The sequence below is a fragment of the Ruegeria sp. H4 genome, assembly GCF_056533065.1.
The window spans coordinates 24,636-42,244 of sequence record NZ_JBQFOC010000005.1; the positions used below are offsets into that span (position 1 = coordinate 24,636).

15 protein-coding genes are annotated in these 17,609 nt (G+C 56.4%); 4 read left to right on the forward strand and 11 right to left on the reverse strand.

Features of this window, described 5'->3' with window-relative positions; genetic code table 11:
- Nucleotides 1-121: 121 nt before the first annotated feature.
- Nucleotides 122-850, reverse strand: coding sequence for a hypothetical protein (locus ACR0KG_RS19150; RefSeq protein ID WP_480551225.1), 729 nt, complete (start codon nt 848-850; stop codon nt 122-124).
- Entirely contained in the window at nt 847-2,022 is a 1,176-nt protein-coding gene (locus tag ACR0KG_RS19155; RefSeq protein WP_480551227.1) for a tyrosine-type recombinase/integrase, read from the reverse strand. Before ACR0KG_RS19155 ends, ACR0KG_RS19150 begins: the two co-directional genes overlap by 4 nt.
- 255 nt (nt 2,023-2,277) lie before the next feature.
- Between ACR0KG_RS19155 and ACR0KG_RS19160 the strand changes: the two genes are divergently transcribed.
- Entirely contained in the window at nt 2,278-2,934 is a 657-nt protein-coding gene (locus tag ACR0KG_RS19160; protein WP_480828163.1) for an imm11 family protein, read from the forward strand.
- Between the two features lie 106 nt (nt 2,935-3,040).
- Here ACR0KG_RS19160 and ACR0KG_RS19165 read toward each other — a convergent pair whose 3' ends face one another.
- A complete protein-coding gene (locus ACR0KG_RS19165; protein ID WP_480828164.1) occupies nt 3,041-3,967 on the reverse strand; it encodes an alpha/beta hydrolase in 927 nt (308 codons plus the stop codon).
- Between the two features lie 171 nt (nt 3,968-4,138).
- Between ACR0KG_RS19165 and lptF the strand changes: the two genes are divergently transcribed.
- A complete protein-coding gene (gene lptF, locus ACR0KG_RS19170; RefSeq protein WP_480551231.1) occupies nt 4,139-5,278 on the forward strand; it encodes an LPS export ABC transporter permease LptF in 1,140 nt (379 codons plus the stop codon).
- Nucleotides 5,279-5,321: 43 nt separating this feature from the next.
- Here lptF and speB read toward each other — a convergent pair whose 3' ends face one another.
- The 8 genes from speB to ACR0KG_RS19210 all read right to left on the reverse strand — a co-directional run bounded on the left by speB (nt 5,322) and on the right by ACR0KG_RS19210 (nt 15,846).
- Nucleotides 5,322-6,164 carry an agmatinase gene (gene speB / locus ACR0KG_RS19175; protein ID WP_480551233.1) on the reverse strand — a complete coding sequence of 281 codons (843 nt, stop codon included), beginning with the start codon at nt 6,162-6,164 and terminating at the stop codon, nt 5,322-5,324.
- On the reverse strand, nt 6,161-7,330 hold the full coding sequence (gene nspC / locus ACR0KG_RS19180) for a carboxynorspermidine decarboxylase (protein ID WP_480828165.1): 1,170 nt from the start codon (nt 7,328-7,330) through the stop codon (nt 6,161-6,163). The genes speB and nspC overlap by 4 nt, the downstream gene beginning before the upstream one ends.
- An 83-nt stretch (nt 7,331-7,413) precedes the next feature.
- On the reverse strand, nt 7,414-8,637 hold the full coding sequence (locus ACR0KG_RS19185) for a saccharopine dehydrogenase family protein (protein ID WP_480828166.1): 1,224 nt from the start codon (nt 8,635-8,637) through the stop codon (nt 7,414-7,416).
- Nucleotides 8,638-8,662: 25 nt separating this feature from the next.
- Complete coding sequence (gene speA / locus ACR0KG_RS19190; RefSeq protein ID WP_480828167.1) at nt 8,663-10,552, reverse strand: biosynthetic arginine decarboxylase; 1,890 nt, start codon at nt 10,550-10,552, stop codon at nt 8,663-8,665.
- Nucleotides 10,553-10,653: 101 nt separating this feature from the next.
- Nucleotides 10,654-11,739 carry a DUF1513 domain-containing protein gene (locus ACR0KG_RS19195; RefSeq protein WP_480828168.1) on the reverse strand — a complete coding sequence of 362 codons (1,086 nt, stop codon included), beginning with the start codon at nt 11,737-11,739 and terminating at the stop codon, nt 10,654-10,656.
- Between the two features lie 4 nt (nt 11,740-11,743).
- Nucleotides 11,744-12,754, reverse strand: coding sequence for an imelysin family protein (locus tag ACR0KG_RS19200; RefSeq protein ID WP_480828169.1), 1,011 nt, complete (start codon nt 12,752-12,754; stop codon nt 11,744-11,746).
- Between the two features lie 3 nt (nt 12,755-12,757).
- Complete coding sequence (locus tag ACR0KG_RS19205; protein WP_480828227.1) at nt 12,758-14,305, reverse strand: di-heme oxidoreductase family protein; 1,548 nt, start codon at nt 14,303-14,305, stop codon at nt 12,758-12,760.
- 269 nt (nt 14,306-14,574) lie between these two features.
- The gene (locus ACR0KG_RS19210; RefSeq protein WP_480828170.1) at nt 14,575-15,846 is read right to left on the reverse strand and encodes an imelysin family protein; all 1,272 of its coding nucleotides are present in this window, start codon (nt 15,844-15,846) and stop codon (nt 14,575-14,577) included.
- A 253-nt stretch (nt 15,847-16,099) separates the two neighbouring features.
- Here ACR0KG_RS19210 and ACR0KG_RS19215 point away from each other — a divergent pair, with 253 nt between their 5' ends.
- Nucleotides 16,100-16,654 (forward strand): ZrgA family zinc uptake protein, encoded by a 555-nt coding sequence (locus ACR0KG_RS19215; protein WP_480545048.1) that lies wholly within the window; start codon nt 16,100-16,102, stop codon nt 16,652-16,654.
- A 195-nt stretch (nt 16,655-16,849) separates the two neighbouring features.
- Entirely contained in the window at nt 16,850-17,581 is a 732-nt protein-coding gene (locus ACR0KG_RS19220) for a hypothetical protein (protein ID WP_480828171.1), read from the forward strand.
- Nucleotides 17,582-17,609 lie beyond the last annotated feature (28 nt).

Genomic DNA, 17,609 nt, shown 5'->3' on the forward strand with positions numbered 1-17,609 from the left:
CTGTGCCGCTGTTTGGCGTTTGCCAAGGCGCGACGTGAATACAGAGCAATTTGAAGATATTCTGAGGTAAAACATTACCAGCTAGGCGCGAAAACAACCGCCTAGGTGTGAACTCTTAGGCTTAGAGGAACCACTCGTATTCTGTGGTACACCCGGCCCAAGCCCTCATGGTCGCCGGTCCACTGCTCCAAGCGTCGTGCTTACCTAACGCTGCAATTACATCACTAAGAAACTCACCGAACCGGCCTGAATAGGTTTTGGGTGCATCAATGTCCTTTGCAACGCGCCAGAATTCCCGGCACCGCTTGACCGTCAGAGCTTTCTGCCAAGTTTCACCTTCCCGCTGTTGGGGCGTTAGATCCCTCATATTCAAATCGTGAAGGACATTCTTTGCGGTCGATTTTGCCGACTTCCCAGGTGTTCCGTAATGGGTTTCAAGGCCAGGTGTGTCTGCTGAAACGCCAATAAATGAGGATAGTGCGGCCCGAATGAGGGTTTCCAGGTTTTCGTGCGATTTGAAGGGTGTCAGTTCCCCTTCCATCTTTGCAAAAGTTTGTAATCGCGTTACCGGGTCGTCTTCGGCAAGGTTGTCGGAAACCTGCCATTCAATGGCTTGTCTCAAGTCGGGGTGAAGCGAGTAGAGTTTCCTAAGTGCCTTGGCGAGGCAGTCTTGAATGTCATTGACGGCCTTTTTCTGACTGTCTTTTTCGACTGCGTGAACAAAGTCCAAGTCAAGGAACCAGCCTGGAATAAGAACATCGGAATTGTCTTCAACGAATTCTCGGCCCAAATGATGCGTGCACACCTCCACTATGGCATCATGGGTGCCGAGGTCCGCATCAATCATCATTTCGAAATACTCACTACCGTACGTTCTGGCATAGCACTGCCCTCAATGCCTGATACAGTTGCGGCCAGCACCTCAAGGGCTTCGCGCTTTTCGTCTCGGTAGGTGGCCCGGTCATAGATAGCGGTTACGCTGCTGTCCGCGTGGCCTAAGACGCGCTCAACAATGAACCTGTTTGCCTTCCCAGCCTCATTGCCAGTGGTCATCAGGGTTGCGGCGGTGCGGCGGATATCGTGATATCTCCAGTCGGACGTTTCGGAGTTGCTTTGCAGCTTAGCTTTCAGCTTCGATCCTGGCGCGATTGGTTTGTCGCCTGTGGTTGTGAAAACGTAATCACCGCGCTTCTTTATGTTGGCTATTAGTGCGGCCAAAGATTCAGACAGTGGAACTTCATGGGCTGCGGCGCTGGCAGTGCGCGTGGCCTTCACCTTTTCTTTGGGTATTACCCACACATCGCCCTGTATCTCATCATAACGCATCTGGGCGACGTTGCTGATACGCTGGGCGCTTAGCATCAAAGCTTGGGTGAAGGGTCCGAAAGGGTAGGGCATTTCGCAGGCGGTCGCGTAAATCGCCGCCCATTCATCGTCCGTAAGAACACGGTCTCGACTTCCAGCCTTTGCGCCAACCTTGAGCTTTTCCCAAGGATTGCTCTTTATCATTTGTTCCTCGGCGCACCAGGCGAGGAAAGGGCGCAGGTAGCTGACAACTGAACCGGCCCGGATCGGGGAGGATTTCTTGCTGACGTAGGTTCGCAGGTCTTGACCGTGGTAGAAGGACAGGTCGGTTGCCCGAATGTGCCCAATGCGGTCCTTGGCCCAGATGTCCCAAACGGACTGTATGTCGTGCCAAGTCCTCAACTCAGGCTCACGTGCGGCTCTATACGCGTCGAACAAGTCAGAAACAGTCTTGGCACTGTTATCAGTGCGAATTACGTGGGCCTGCTCTTTGGCCTCTTCAGCCAACTTGCGGGCCTGCTTCACGCTGATGTCAGGGAATGTTCCTAGACGTTCACGCTGGCGGCGTTTGCCGCGCTGTATGATTACCTCCCAAACTTTCTGTCCACGTTTTCCGACACGAAGGACTAGGCCGCGCACAATCTCATCCCGGACCTCGTAGCCCCTGTCCTTGGGCTTGAGTTCATCGGCCTTGCGTTCGTTCAGTCGGATCTTCATTCTTTTGTGCGTTTTTTGTGCGTTTTGTGCGTTTGACAGAGATGCCTAGGAGTATACCTCGATACCCAAACCGTTCAATTACATACAGATAGATATGGGCAGGTATCGGTAGAAATGAAAGACCCACGAACTCCAAAACCGTAGGTCGCGGGTTCGAACCCTGCTGCCCCTGCCATTCCTCCGCTTCAGTTTCGTATATCTTTTATTGAGGTCGTGCCTTTGTCAGCGTCAGCCAACATTGACCCGGACCAATGTGTGTGGATCGCAACCACAACCAACAATATTAACAAAGTGCAACCTGTTGTTCGGCGCGAGTTCATTGACATACCTACCTGGGAGCTTGCGGAGGCTGAACTCAGTAAGTACAAGCCCCTTTTCGATGCTGTTTATAACGACTGGAAGCGCGGAGATATTCTCACCCCGGAAATGGTAGGCGAGGTCTGGTACTATAATTCGAAGGCGGACTATTATACCGCGCCGTTTATCTCTGGTGGCGGATTGCCGATGGTATCGGAGGCTGCCAAACGTGTTCTGGAGCGCTATGATTTGGGAACGACAGTCTTTCACCCGATCACGTTGATGAACTCCGAAGAGACCGCGCGCACCACATCTGAACCCTACTACCTGCTCAATGTCGCCAATAAACGTTCCATGGGAAATTACGACGTGCTTGGGCCGAGAGGCGACTATAGAGCGCCGCTCAACAATCGGCACGGAATTCGTTTTCGTCCTCAAAGTGGCCAAGAGGCAGAACTTGTTGTCATCCCTGAAGCCTTGGGTGGGCCAGACATATGGCTCGACCCCAAAGTCCCAGAGATACTGTTCCTGTCTGATGCGCTGGTTCAGGGGCTCAAGGCGTCCGGCGTCGATAAAGGCTGGGGCCTTGTGCGCTGTGCCGTAGGCACTCTCTGAACTGCAAACTCCCGAGCCTTGATCCGATTGGGGTTCAGAGGCCTTGGTTGAACGAATGCCATCCGCTCAGATTGGACATCACCGCATTAACCAGACCCACACACCATCAAGCCAACAATAATTGGTCCCCGATATTCGTCTTGTGCCGGGTCGGCATCGTTTTGGCATCCCGCCCGTCGATGGTCAGTGACAGATCTTTGTAAAACCCCTCGCTATCGAACCACCAGCGATGGGATTTGGCCATCTTGCGCTGCCCTTTCGGCACGTCGCGCTTGTATTGTTCCTCGCAATAGATGTCCCAATGCCCTTTTGAGGTCAGCTTGGGCATTCCAACGCGGCCGACACGTTCCCTGCCACCGTTCACAAGGCCGCCGGATAGCGCCAGAACCTTGTCCTTGCCGCTGTAGTAGTTGGTAAACCGCTTGCTGCGCTTTTTCAGAACCAGATCGCCCCAGGCGCCTTTTTCCAACCAATCCGCATCCACATCACCCGAGGCGAAGGTAACCTGATCTGCCGACCAGATTTTGTTGCCGGGTCCTGCGGAATCACCGAAGTCAGAGAAGGCGCGCAAGACAACCAAAGCCCCCATAGAATGCGCCAGAATGTGCACCTTGGGCTTGGGTGTCATGCCGAGAATTGGCAACATCCCATCCCCAACCAGATGCGGGGCTACAGCTTTGGCATCTGCGCGGTCGCTGTCATAGGTATGCAGCGACCCGTCGCTGGGCCAGTCAAAGGCGACAACCGCGCCCTTAAATCCGTTGGCCCGGACGCCCTTTTCAATCTTGTCCAACCGATCCAGCATATCCTTCTGGCTGGTATTGAAGCCGTGAACATAGATTAAAACGGCAGAGTCTCCGCCTTGCTGCTGCACAAGCTCCAGCCATTTCGCCTTTTTGATGATGCCCCCTTTGCGGATACGTCCGTCGGCGGTTTTCTGAGTGATATGGACGTAACGCGATTTCGCGGCAGGTTTCAGGGTGAATTTCTTTTTCTGTGCATTGTAAGTGCGGCGCGAGAAAAATAAGGCCATTTGTTAAACTCCGTTATTCATAATCTGCTGAGTGTCGCATGAACTTGAGAGTTCACAAAACGAAATCTCGCAAGGATTGGAGTGGGCGAAGCATTAGCAAGGACGACAGGTTTCCTCTGCCAATCGAATGGCCTATGGTCAGACCCGGTAGACACAGACACACGAGGACCCATGTCGCGCTTTGATGGATATTTCCTGCGACAGTTGCTGATTCTGTTCGGCTTTTTCACTTTGGTCCTTGTCGGGGTATTCTGGATCACTCGATCCGTCAGCCTGTTTGATCGTGTCATCAGCGGCGGGCAATCGGCGATGGTGTTTCTGGAGTTCACTGCCCTGACATTGCCAACCCTGATCCGCACGGTGATGCCCATGGCAGTGTTCGCAGCTGCGGTGTACGTCACCAACCGATTGAGCCGAGAAAGCGAGTTGACAGTGATGCTGGCGACCGGGTCCAGCCCCTGGAGGTTGGCGCGCGCTGTGGTTCTGTTCGGCCTTATCACGGGTCTGATGATGGCTATCATCAGTGTCTTCCTGCGCCCGGCCTCGGTCGAGCAGCTTGAGATCAGACAGGCCGAGGTTGCCGGGGATGTGACAGCACAGCTGTTGAACGAAGGTGAATTCATGCACCCGGCCGAAAATGTAACGGTCTATATCGGGGGCATTGATCTGGATGGAACACTGCAAGAGGTGTTTGTGTCCGACCGGCGTGATCCAGAGAATGCAGTCAGCTATTCCAGCGCCACGGCCTATCTCGTGAACAACAGCACCGGTATTCATCTGGTGATGGTCGATGGCGTGGCTTTGCGCCTGAATGCCGAGGGACGGACGCTGTCGTCGACCCTGTTTCAGGACGCATCCTACGACATCTCGGAACTGGCCAATACAGGCGGCATGACCCGGCGCAGCCTTGAAGCGATTTCAACGGCAGAACTGCTCTATTCCATGAAGACCATCGAGGAAACGGAATTCCACAGCCGTGGGCACCTGATTGAAGAATTGCATCAGCGCTTCTCGTGGGTTGCGATCTGTATCGCGGTGTCGCTGGCGGGGTATGCAACGCTCATGCTTGGCAGCTTCTCTCGTTTTGGGCTATGGCCACAGATTCTGGGGGCCTTCACAATTCTGGTCCTGCTGGAAGGTGTCAGAGGCTTTGTGTCGCCCGTTGTGATCGATGATCCACGGCTTTGGGGATTGCTTTATCTGCCAGCGGTGATCGGGATAGTCATTTCGGTCTTGTTTTTGCTTGTTGCAGGCCGACCTGTGTTGAAGAAACGTGTCAGACCAGAGGGGGCTTTGGCCTCTCCGGCCTGAGGCCTTTTTCACGTGGGTCTAAGCTCGGCGGGGCGCTCGAAATCTAGCAGGATGCCATCAGGCGATAGACGATCTGTGCGGCAGTGAAATCCCATGCAGCGTTGCCATCCGGTGCCAGTTCCACCACGTCAAAGCCAACGCATTTACGGCCTTTCAAGGCATGTTCAACAAGGTGCAGTGCCTGATAATAGCCCAAGCCACCCGGCACGGGTGTGCCGGTAGCGGGCATTTGTGAAGGGTCCAGGCCGTCGACATCAAAGCTGACATAGACCAGCTCCGGGAAATCTTGCGGCAGATCGACTGAGTGGATGTTCCCGGTCACCAGTTCCTCGGCGTCGACGTGGAAGACATGGTTTTGCAGCCGGCTTTTGGCCTCTTCGGTTGAGAATGCACGCACGCCGAACTGCGCAAGTCGGACGCCCTTTTCGGCCAGCAGATGCATGACCGAGGCGTGGGAGTGTTTTTCGCCTTGATAGGCGTTGCGCAAGTCTGCATGGGCGTCGATCTGGACGATTCCGATGGGCTGGTTCAGCGCCCGCGCCACACCCATCACCGCGCCGTAGCTGAGGGAATGCTCGCCGCCCAGCGTCACCGGTACTTTGCCCGCGCGAACGGCGGCCTCGGTCCGTTGGGCGAGGCGTTCCATCACCTCGGGTAAGGGGCCGTCACACTCCAGAGGGTCTTCGGTAAAGATACCCTCGACGCAGGGTTCGGCGTTGCCGGTGATGCGTTCCAGCTCGCTGCTGGCCTCGATGATCGCCTCGGGGCCTTTGGCGGTGCCTGATCCGTATGAAACAGTGCGTTCCAGCGGCACCGGGATCACGCGAAAGCGCGCGTCTTCCGAGCGCTCAGCGGGAGTCAGTTCACTGTCGAGGAAAATGCTCATGAGAGGCGGTCCTTAAAGTCGTCATAACCGAACTGTCTGATGATCTTCAGTTCGTCCGTTTCGCTGTTCCATAGGGCGATGGTTGGCAGAGGTACGCCGTTGAAGGTGTTGGTCTTGACCATCGAGTAATGTGCCTGATCGAGGAAGGCAAAGCGTTGCCCGATCTCCAGCGGCTGATCCCATGTGTAGTCGCCGATCACATCGCCTGCCAGGCACGACGGCCCGCCCAGACGGTAGGTATGGCCCGCCTTGGCCTCGTCCATCAGGGCGGGGCGATAGGGGGCTTCGATCACGTCGGGCATGTGGCAGGTGGCCGAGATATCGGTGATCGCAAGGGTCATGCCATTGGTCGGCAAGTCGAGGATTTCGCCGACCAGAATGCCTGCGTCCAGTGCCACGGCTTCGCCGGGTTCGAGATAGATGTCGACATTGTATTTCGCGCGGATGGATTTGATGAATTCTACCAGACTATCGCGGTCGTAGTCATCGCGGGTAATATGGTGACCGCCGCCGAAATTCAGCCATTTGAGCTGGCCGAGGAAGGGTTTGAGTTTCGGCTCAACGGCAGCCCATGTGCGCTGCAGCGGTTCGAAACCCTGTTCGCAGAGTGTGTGCATGTGCAGACCGTCCACGCCGATCAGAGTATCTTCAGACAGTTGGCTGACGGGTGTCCCGAGGCGCGAGCAGGGCGCGCAGGGATCGTATTTGGGGATCTCGCCTTCGGAGTGTTCCGGGTTGATGCGCAAGCCCGCCTGCACATTGGCGGCTTGGACTTTGGCGAGAAAGCGGACTTTTTGAGCAGGCGAGTTGAAGATGATGTGGTCGGACAGCGACAGGATTTCGTCCATGTCGGCGTCTTTGTATCCAGCGCAGAAGGTGGCGACCTCACCGCCATATTCCTCACGGCCCAGTCGTGCCTCATAAATGCCGCTGGCGCACGTGCCGCCGAGGTGCTGGCGCACCAGAGGGGCCAGCGAGAACATCGAAAACGCCTTGAGCGCGCTGAGGACATGCGCGCCGGACCTGGTGCCGATGTCGGAGAGGATGGTCAGGTTCCGCTCGACCGCTTTTTCGTCGACCACGAAGCAGGGTGTGGGGACGCGGCTGAGGTCGAAATTGCGGAAGGCACCGGCGTCTCCGGCCTGGGTAGTCATCATGTCGGACATGTCCGGCGTCTCCGATTGTTAGAGAGGCCGGGGGCGCTGCCCCCGGACCCCCAGGATACTTATAGCCAGATGAAGTTCTGGATCTAGAATTCTACGGGGCCGTCGAGTTCGTGGACCTGCCATGGAAGGCCGTGGGTGTTTAGCATGTCCATGAAGTCATCGGGGTCGAGCTGTTCCATGTTCCAGACTCCCGGCTCTGTCCAATTGCCTTTCAGAACCTGTGCTGCGCCGATCATGGCGGGGACGCCCGTGGTGTAGCTGACGGCCTGGGAGCCGACCTCAGCATAGCATTCTTCGTGGTCGCAGATGTTGTAGATGTAGAAGGTCTTCTCGCCCGAGCCGTCCTTGGCCTGACCCGTGGCGATGTCACCAATGCAGGCTTTGCCCTTTGTTTCCGCGCCCAGATCGCCGGGATTGGGCAGCAGGGTTTTCAGGAACTGGATCGGGATGATTTCCTTGCCGTCATGCATCACCGGGTCGATGCGGGTCATGCCGACATTTTCCAGCACCTTGGCGTGGGTGATATAGGCGTCGCCGAAGGTCATCCAGAAGCGGGCGCGCTCGATCTCGGGGAAGTGGGTGCTGAGCGATTCCAGTTCCTCATGATACATCAGGTACATGTTCTTGGGGCCGATGGCGGGGAAGTCGAACTCGACCTTGTGGGTCATGGCGGGGGAGTGCTTCCACTCGCCACCTTCCCAGTGGCGGACCTCGGCCAGCACTTCGCGCAGGTTGATTTCCGGGTTGAAGTTGGTCGCAAATTCCTGATCGTTGCTGCCGCCATTGGCGTCCAGCACGTCGATCTGGCGGATGGTATCCAGCTTGTGCTTCTTCAGCCATTTCGCGAAGACGGATGTCACGCCCGGATCAAAGCCCGAACCGAGGATGGCGGTCAGCCCGGCCTCTTTGAACCGCTCTTGATAGGCCCATTGCCAGTGATATTCGAACTTGGCCTCATCCTCGGGTTCGTAATTCGCAGTGTCGAGGTAGTGGATGCCGGCCTCAAGGCAGGCATCCATCAACACCAGATCCTGATAGGGCAGGGCGAGGTTTACAAGGATTTCAGCTCCGGTTTCCTTGATCAGCTTGACGGTGTCTTCGACCTTGTAGGCGTCCAGTTCTGCGGTCGCGATATCCACACCGACGCGGTCTTTGACGGCTGCGGCAATGGCGTCGCATTTCGATTTCGTGCGGCTGGCCAGAGTGATCTCGGTAAAGATGTCCGAGTTCATCGCCATCTTGTGCACGGCAGCGTGCGATACGCCGCCCGCGCCGACAACCAGTGTTTTTCCACTCAAAGAACCCATGGGGGTCATCTCCTCTCACAGGGGGTTATTCGTAATAGGTGTAGCCGTTGATCGAGTCGCGATAGGCGCTCATCAGGGTTTTGCGGTCCTTGGCTTGCAGAGTACCGGTCGAGATCGCCTCGTCCACCATTTTGCGGAAGGCTGCGACGCAATCCTGCGGGTCGAATTCAACGTAAGACAGGACCTGGCTGATTGTGTCGCCCTCTTGTTCATGGAGCAGGTCGAAGCCGCCATCTGCCCGCAGGTCGATGGTGACGACATTGGTATCACCGAAGAGGTTGTGCAGATCGCCGAGCGTTTCCTGATAGGCACCTACAAAGAAGACGCCCATGAAGTACTCGCCCTGATCTGGTAGCGAATGCACCGGCAGGCTGGGTGAGACACCGTCGGCCAGAATGAACTGGTCGATCTTGCCGTCGCTGTCGCAGGTGATGTCGGACAGAACGGCGCGGCGGTCGGGCATTTGGTTCAACCCTTGCAGCGGCACGATCGGGTGCAGTTGGTCGATGGCCCAGACATCGGGTAGGGATTGGAAAAGCGAGAAGTTGCAGTGGTAGATATCGGCCACTTTCTCAAGCTGATCATCCACATCCGTGTCCAGTTCATCGCTGGCGGCCAGTGCCTTGAGGCGGGCCATCAGCGACAGGTAGATGCGTTCGGCGCGGGCCATTTGGCGCAGGTCAACATAGCCGCGTCGGAAGAGGGCGCGCAATTCGTTGCGATAGAATGTGGCGTCGTTCCAGCATTCCTGCAGGCGATCTTTGCTGAGGTAACCGTGTACCGTAGCGAGGTCCGAGACCATGTGGTGGTCGTCTGGTTCTACTTCGGGGCCATCCGGTGCATCGTAGAGCGTGGTTTCCAGCACATTGAACACGAGCATCGAAGACGTCGCAACGACTGCACGCCCGCTTTCAGTCACCAATGTCGGGTGGGCAATCTCGGCCTCATCCATGGCATAAGCGACGGTTTCGACCACGTTGCTGCAATACTCCTCAACCGTGTAGTTGATCGAGTTTTCTGCGGCCTTCTTTTCGCCGGTATAATCCACGCCCATACCGCCGCCGAGGTCCAGATGGGTCAGCGGAACGCCCTCGCGGGTGAGTTCGGTATAATAACGACAGGCCTCACCCACGGCGCGGCGGACATCGTTGACGTCCTGCACTTGGCTGCCCAGATGCGAGTGCTGCAGCCTGAGACAATGCAACAGTCCCGCCTCGCGCAACTTGTCCACCGTTGCCACAAGCTGGTCGGTATTCATACCAAAGGCCGAGCGGTCGCCCGAGCTTTCCTCCCACTTCCCACTAATCTGGTTGGTCAGTTTCACCCGAACGCCGATCAGGGGTTCGATGCCCAACTCGTTGTAGACATCGATCACCGTGTCGGCCTCTTTCGGGCTTTCCAGAACGATGACGGTGTTGAACCCGATTTTACGTGACAGGATCGCCAGTTGGATGAACTCGGCATCTTTGACGCCATTGCAGACAATCAACGCCTCAGACGCCAGCCGGTGCGCCAAAGCCACCACCAGTTCGGGCTTGGACCCGGCCTCGAGCCCGTAATTGTACTTCTTGCCGAACTCGACGATCCGGTCGACCACCTGCGCCTGTTGGTTCACCTTGATCGGAAACACGCCACGATAGGGGCCTTTGTAGCCTACCCGCGCGATGGCTTCAGCGAAGCTTTCATTCAGATGCGCGATCTCATGTTCCAGATAGGACGTCACGCGCAGCAGCATCGGCGCTTTGATACCCCGGTCATCCAAATCGCTGAGGATACCGGGCAGGCTGATCGCCGCCGTGTCCGGAGACATCGGATTGCGCAGACCGACCTCGCCCTGCTCCGTCACCTCGATGAGGCCTTTGCCCCATTTCTCAACCCCGTAGATGGAATGCGGTGCGTCGGGCGTCTGTTTCAATCAGGTCGATCCTTAACATAAGCGTGCCAGTTTCGCGCCCGCCAATACGGCAGCAGTTTGATTCTTCCAAGTGTAAACTATGTGAAGGGGATTGCCGAATTTCACGCGAAGGTACGGATCGGGATCAGATGGTTGTCCCATTGGCAATCCGAACGCGTCAGAACCTTTGGTTCTGCTTGATTTAATGCGCCAAATAGCCCGGATCCAGTTGTGAAGATCAACCCATCGAGGCCCGCGCCAAGCCCGCAAACGTCTTGCAGTGCTGAGGCGTCTGTGAATGTGGCGGTCTGCACGTCGAATCGGTGCAGTGCATTGCCACGCGGGCAGGTGATGGCGATCGTTGCGCCATCGGTCGAGAAGGCAACGCTGCCTGCATAACCCTGTAGATGGCGTTGGTTTGCAGCCGGGGCGGACAGCAAGACCGGGTCTTGGCCCATTCGGTGCAGACCCAGAAGTGGCGGATGCTCGGTCCGGCTGCCTTGCCACTGCATAGCAAATCCGACCAGCCCATCGCCGCGTATGGCCAGATGCCGGATCGAATTCTTGTGCAATGCGCTGGGCAACTCCATCTGCTCTACCAGCCCGCCCGTTAGGGTCACATAGCTGAGGTTCGGGCGCATCACTGGCAGATTCAGCTTGGTGCGACCGGTCTCGGGGCGGGTTTCAATGCCGCCATTGGCAATCACGAGGGTCTGCCCATCTGGCATCAAGCGTATGTCGTGAGGGCCAATGCCACCTGATGAGAACTCGCCGAGTCGTTCGAAGGTTTTTGTATCCCAGACACTGAAGCGGCCTTCTCCGGTTTCGAAGTTGTTTTCGGTTGCGAAGAACTTGGAACCATCTGCTGAGAACGTGCCATGCCCATAGAAATGATGGCCTTCAGGCGCCTGAAGCCGGATCCGTTCTGTACCACCGGCGCAATCGATCACGATAGCAAAGGTTCCGGGACGGCGCGCGAAGGCCACGGCCAGCGGTTCCGTCGGATGGGCGGCGGCGGCGTGACCGCGGGCAGGTAGGGGCACGTCGAACAGGATATCGCCTTCGGCGCTCAGACCCGCCAATCGGAATGACCCATCCGGGAACAGCCCTGCCGCCAGATAGTCTGGTGCACCTGCCGCGGCCCATCCACGGATCGGGGCGATGCTGGCGGCGGCGAGACCGGCGAGGAAATGCCTGCGACTGGTCAAGGACTTAGTCTCCGTCCAATGAGTTGAAGCCGGCGCTGATGCCCAGCGTCGGGCCAAGCTCAGTCGCTGCAATCTGGCGAATATCATTGATCGACTGTTGCAGCGCTTCGATCCGAAAGCGGCCTTGAGGGTCCGCAACACCGGCCAGCGCCGGGTGGTCGATAGACCGAGCACTTTCGATCGCGCGGTTAAAAGCTGTTTCCAGATCGGCGGCGATTTCCGGGTGTTCGGCAGACAGGCGCGCCGCAAGATCGCGCGTGGAGACAAGTGAAAGCTCAACATGGCGCAAGGATCGTTCGGAACGGCGCGCCTCGGCCCGTTTGGGGCGCGGTCGGTCATATGTACCCAGCGGACGGCCCAAGCGTGTCTCGGATGTGAACTGCAGCCCGCTCGACAATGCCTTGAACAATTCCTGCAAGGCCTCATCTTGCGTGCGATAGAGGCCATCTGCCCCTGGTTGCGTCAGTTCAGGCGCATAGGTTTGCCAGTCGGCCACCATAGCATCGGCATTTGCATCAATATCAGCGCTGATCGCCTGGATCAGGGCGCAGCGATATGCAGCGCTTCCTTGCTGGTTAAACTCTGGGTCATATAGCATCCGTTCCAGTGCAAAGAACCCGCGCCCGGCGATCGAGGTTTCGGCATAGGCATCAGATGACGCAACGGCGCTATCTTCGACTGCAATGTGTTTTGACAGGGCCTTGGGCGTAAAGCCTTTGGTGTCCGGCCAGAAAGCTATCGCAAATGCGCGATCATCTGTTTCGGTCGGCCCAAATCGCAGGTGGCTTGCCGAAATCCACGCGTCGAACGCGGTGCCGTAAGCGGCCCGAAGGTCTTGCGATTCTGGAGCACAATCCTGCTGCGCGGTCGCATTTAGAACTTCTGTCGCTTCGGCAAGCATAGTGAAGCGTGGCAGGATGTGGTTTTCGGTCACGTCGATCAGCGTGGGCGTGTGGTCCTGTGCCGCTGCGGACAACGGAAAAACCAAGGCTGCGATCAGGGCGAGTTTATGCATGTGTCACAGGCTCTCCAAAAAACGGATAAGGGCATCCCGGTCGGATTTGGGCATAGAAACGACCTGGTCTCGGGCCCCCTGCGCTTCGCCGCCATGCCAAAGGATGGCCTCTAGCAAATTGCGCGCGCGGCCATCGTGAAGGAATTCTGTATGGCCCGAGACACGCTTGGTCAGGCCAATACCCCACAACGGGGGCGTCCGCCACTCGCGGCCTGTTGCGCGCGCTTCGGGGCGATTGTCGGCCAGACCTTCGCCCATGTCATGCAGCAGGAGGTCGGTGTAAGGCCAGATCAGCTGAAAGCTGTGTTCTTCGCGGTCTTCCAGACGGTGGGTCACATGGGACGGCGAGTGGCACGAAACGCATCCCGAGCTATGAAACACTTCTTTTCCGCGCAATACCTCTGGGTCATCTACATCACGACGACCGGGTACGCCTAGGTTACGGCTGTAGAAAGCCACTAGATCCATCCCAACCTGATCAATCTCGAAACCTCTGTGGTCATCATCGCCATGGGGGGCTTGCACGCAATCGATCTGCGTATCGGTGCAATCCCCAAAAGGCGTAGGGAACAGAGGGCTGGCGATGCCAATATCGCCCGCAAAGGCCGCTGCAGATTGTTCCATGACGGTTGGCATCCCGGCCTTATGGCCAAACCGTCCCATCATCGGCGCGTCATATTCCGCAGACCAAACGATGTTCGGGCGGCCTGATATCCCATCCCCATCCGTGTCGTCCGGATCGGCCTTGGCCAGCAGGTCGGCGACCGGGATCGCCTCCAGCAATCCTAGGCCGATCATCTGCGGCGCGACCCGAGGGCTAAGCATGGCATCCGGGTGCAAAGGGCCATAGCCCAGATCGGCAGCTTGGTAGGTTGGGCTGCGCAGTGACGCGGTTTCGCCCTCCGAGAGTGTGATGGGAACCTCTTCATATGTGATATCCAGTCGGTATTCTGCCGGATGTCCCGCCAGTGCGAAGTCCTGCATCTGACCGCCATAGCTAGGCTCAGGCAAGGTGGCGATGTAGTCCGCGATCTCGGCATAGCCGTCTTCCGCCGCGCCGGGGATGGAAACCCGCAGAAACATCGAAATCGCGGTGTCATCCGGCCCGTTCGGTGTATGCCCGCGCCCGTCCTTGATATGACAGCGCTGGCAAGAGCGTGCGTTGTAGAGCGGCCCCAAACCATCTGAGGCGAGCGTCGAGGATGGTGATGAAACCCAGATTTTCCTGAACAACCCGTTTCCGACTTTGAAGTCCAGCTCCTGCTCAAAGCTCAGATTGCGCGAAGGCTGGGAAAATGCGTCGGCATCATTGCGCACACGGACGGTCGCCGCCCCTCCGGGCAGGTCTTCAAAGCGTTGCGGAGCGAAAAAATCCAGCGGTGGCGCAGTAACTTTGGAAATGCGATCCTGTTCTTCGGCGGTGCGAGGAATGACGTTCAGGTGCAGATCTTGCAGTTGGTTTGGCACTGCGGGGGTGGCAGCCAGTGTGCAGAGGGTCAGCACGATAACGTTGGGCGCCTTCACCCAATCCCGCGGTATTGAGTTGCGCATAGGTGGCTGTGCTGTGCTGCTCAGGCAGATCAGCTGGCGTTTCAAAAGCATCGATGTGACTTTCTTCATCAGCGATCAATTGTTTGATCAGTACCTTACAGATGGGTTCGATTGCTTTCGTCCGCCAATTGCATATCCGTCTATAAGGTTCTTGTGGTGATCTCGTTTGGTTGCGGCGTAGGGTTCGAGATCAAGATCAACGACTTGGCACATAGCAGTACCAATTTGACCAGAGACGCGTCCTTGCGTCTCTGGTCTCAAGGTTAAGCTTATTGGAACACTGCGTCTGGGTTATCCAGACTGTCCGATCCTTCGAATTCGATATTCTCTAGCTCAAGCGCAGCAACGATACGTTCGATCGTTTTGGTCTGGTCGATCAGACCGTTCACGCCACTCATGATCAAAGCTTCGCCTCCGGCATTGCCGCGTTCCAACATCTGGTCATAGGCGAACCCCGCTTCGGCGGTGGATTTCATCGCGCCCAGGGCCAGCATGGTGTTCGCCAGTTTGGCTTTCATCTCGGTATCCAGCGCAGGGTCGGTTGCGATGACCATATCCGACAATGACGCACCGTTGACCGGGGTGCCATCGATCCGTGTGTAGCTGCCCAGATAGACGTTCTGGATGCCAACGCCGTTGTAGTAGTGGTCGTTATGTGTGTTGTCGGCAAAACAGGAATGCTCTTCTTCCGGGTCGTTCAGCATTACGCCAAGACGCATCCGCTCACCTGCGGTTTCGCCATAAGACAGCGACCCCATGCCTGTCAGGATCGCACTGATACCCGCGTCTTCGTTCTGGGTCAGTGCAGCACGGGCTTCACCATCTTCGGCCCATTGTGCAGTTATCCATTCCAGATCGCTAACCAACAAGTCTGTTGCGGCGCTCAGATACTGGGCACGACGGTCGCAGTTTCCGTTGGTACATTCGTCCGCTTGTGCAAAGTCAGTCCAAGGGCGGTTGCCAGCGCCGCCGCCGTGGCCGTTCAGGTCCTGACCCCACAGCAAGAATTCGACCGCATGGTAGCCGGTTGCTACATTGGCTTCGATGCCATCAGCTTCGTGCAGGGTTTCTGCCAGCAGTTCAGGGGTGATTTCAGAGGCGTCAATCGCATTGCCAGACAGCTCAAAGCTTGGGTTGGCGATGACGTTCAGAGCGGCAAACTCATTCTCATCACTCGGGCCACCGTAGGACGCGTCAACATAGTCGATCAGACCTTCATCCAACGGCCAGGCGTTCACCTTGCCCTCCCAGTCATCGACGATGGCATTGCCGAAACGGTAAACCTCGCTTTGCTGATAAGGTACGCGCGCGGCAAGCCAGGCGGCACGGGCCGCATTCAGGGTGGCATCCGATGGCTCTGCGATCAGAGCGTTCACGGCCGCTTGCAGTGACTTGGCAGCGATCAGGCTATCGTCATACTTGGCTTCAGCAATATTCGCGTAGGTGTTCAGGACATCTGCTTTTGCAGGCGCATCGGCGGCCGATGCGGTGGTTGCGGCGCAGAAGGCTAGGGCGCTGGCAGCGGCAATAGACTTGGACATGTGGTTTGATCTTTCCTGTCAATAAAGGGCGGTGCGGGCTGAGTGGCCACACTGTTTTTTACACCCAAAAAGTTGAGTGAATAAGTCGGAAATGTCAACCTGAGTTTTATTGTCGGATATACGCTCACGTATGGGCAAACTGCCGCACATCCCCATATCTGGCGATACTTGCCGTAGCGACCTGCGTTGCGCACCTTGCGATTCGGGCTAAACTCGGCGTTGTGATTCTATTTTTGGTGGTACGTGGTTGATGATGCGCCTGTTTCTTTTCTTGTCTTTGTTGTCGACGGGCGTGATGGCCCATGCAACACAGCAAGACTACCAGCACAAACATGGCACTGGGCAGTTGAGCATGGTGTTCTCAGGGGCGGAATTCTCACTGTCACTAACCGTGCCCAGCGCGGATATTGTCGGGTTTGAAAGCCAAGCAGAGACAGATGAGGATCGCGCTAAGGTTGCGGTCGCGATTTCGGATTTATCTAAGCCATTGGAGTTATTTGTCCTTGCCGAAGATGCGGGCTGTTTTACCGCATCGGCCAATGTGGCGCTGACATCAGAGGGGATCGTTGATCAAACGCAGGTTGTTGAATCCAGCAATGAGCCGGATGAAGATGCCGAACATTCTGAGTTTCGAGCTGATTATGTAATCCAATGTCAGGACATCGCAGCGCTGACGACCATCGAGTTTGCCTATTTCAGCCGCTTTGAACGTGCTCAAAGCCTTGAGATCAGCATTGCCCTGCCCGATAGCTCGCATGAGTTTGAGGTAACGCGCGCGACTCCATTGATCGATTTGACCGGTCTTTAGAAACATTAATGGATATATGCTGGCCATTGTTCGCAATTGGTTATCGCTTGGGGTCTTTATCAGTCGCTCACAAATAAGTTTTTGCCCGGTAGAGTTTGGCTTTTCAGACCGTCGCGCGGTGTAGACTAGGGTTCTGACATGAAGGTGGTTATTCATCAGGGTTTTCACAAAACGGGAACCAGAACCTTTCAATCGATGCTTTTCAGAAACCGGGAGCTTCTGAAAAAACGCGTTAACATCCTTCTGCCGCGTGATCTGAAAGAGGCCGGGTTTTCGGCGCGCAGATACGCCGTTCTGCCGCAGGACCGAGTGCTCCAGGGGTTTCGCACAAAGCTGCGCGCGGCGCTCGAACCTTTTGTAGATCAGGAAAACAAACCCCTGCTGATCAGTAGCGAAGAATTCGCAGGCATGATCCCGGGGCGGAAGAATGTCTGGTCATACACAAAAACACATGTCCTTGCTCAGGTTCTCTTGGAAGAAGTGCAGCTGTTCGCCGGCGGCAAAGCCCGCGTGACCTTTTTCTACACAACCAGAAACCCGTCTGACTGGATCAAAAGTGTTTATTGGCAAAACATTCAATCCAACAGAATTCTGGAGAACCTTTCAGACTATACCCAACAGCTCAAACCTGCGTCCGATCTGGATGCAGTTGTGAGCAGGGTTGAACAGACGGTTTCTGCGCAAGCGCATGTCTTATGGATCAATGTCTCAGACACTGACGACCGTTTCCTGGCACTTACAAAGGTGCTGTCCGTAATAAATGTGCGGTCGGATGATCTGTTTCCTGTCAAGAATGCGAATGTCCAACCCTCTGGGGCTGCTGCGTATTTCCTTGAGCTCAACCGGTCAGGTTTAGGCGATGAAGAGGTTCAGATCGAAAAACGGGCTTATCTGGATGGTTTGAAGGTACATAAGGTACGTAGATAGCAGCATAATCGCGCAACCGCGCATGAAA

Coding starts and splice junctions, on each gene's coding strand:
- ACR0KG_RS19150 (WP_480551225.1), bottom strand. CDS start 850: ATGATGATTGATGCGGACCTCGGCACCCATGATGCCATAGTGGAGGTG.
- ACR0KG_RS19155 (WP_480551227.1), bottom strand. CDS start 2,022: ATGAAGATCCGACTGAACGAACGCAAGGCCGATGAACTCAAGCCCAAG.
- ACR0KG_RS19165 (WP_480828164.1), bottom strand. CDS start 3,967: ATGGCCTTATTTTTCTCGCGCCGCACTTACAATGCACAGAAAAAGAAA.
- lptF (WP_480551231.1), top strand. CDS start 4,139: ATGTCGCGCTTTGATGGATATTTCCTGCGACAGTTGCTGATTCTGTTC.
- speB (WP_480551233.1), bottom strand. CDS start 6,164: ATGAGCATTTTCCTCGACAGTGAACTGACTCCCGCTGAGCGCTCGGAA.
- nspC (WP_480828165.1), bottom strand. CDS start 7,330: ATGTCCGACATGATGACTACCCAGGCCGGAGACGCCGGTGCCTTCCGC.
- ACR0KG_RS19185 (WP_480828166.1), bottom strand. CDS start 8,637: ATGGGTTCTTTGAGTGGAAAAACACTGGTTGTCGGCGCGGGCGGCGTA.
- ACR0KG_RS19200 (WP_480828169.1), bottom strand. CDS start 12,754: ATGCATAAACTCGCCCTGATCGCAGCCTTGGTTTTTCCGTTGTCCGCA.
- ACR0KG_RS19205 (WP_480828227.1), bottom strand. CDS start 14,305: ATGCGCAACTCAATACCGCGGGATTGGGTGAAGGCGCCCAACGTTATC.
- ACR0KG_RS19210 (WP_480828170.1), bottom strand. CDS start 15,846: ATGTCCAAGTCTATTGCCGCTGCCAGCGCCCTAGCCTTCTGCGCCGCA.
- ACR0KG_RS19215 (WP_480545048.1), top strand. CDS start 16,100: ATGCGCCTGTTTCTTTTCTTGTCTTTGTTGTCGACGGGCGTGATGGCC.
- ACR0KG_RS19220 (WP_480828171.1), top strand. CDS start 16,850: ATGCTTTTCAGAAACCGGGAGCTTCTGAAAAAACGCGTTAACATCCTT.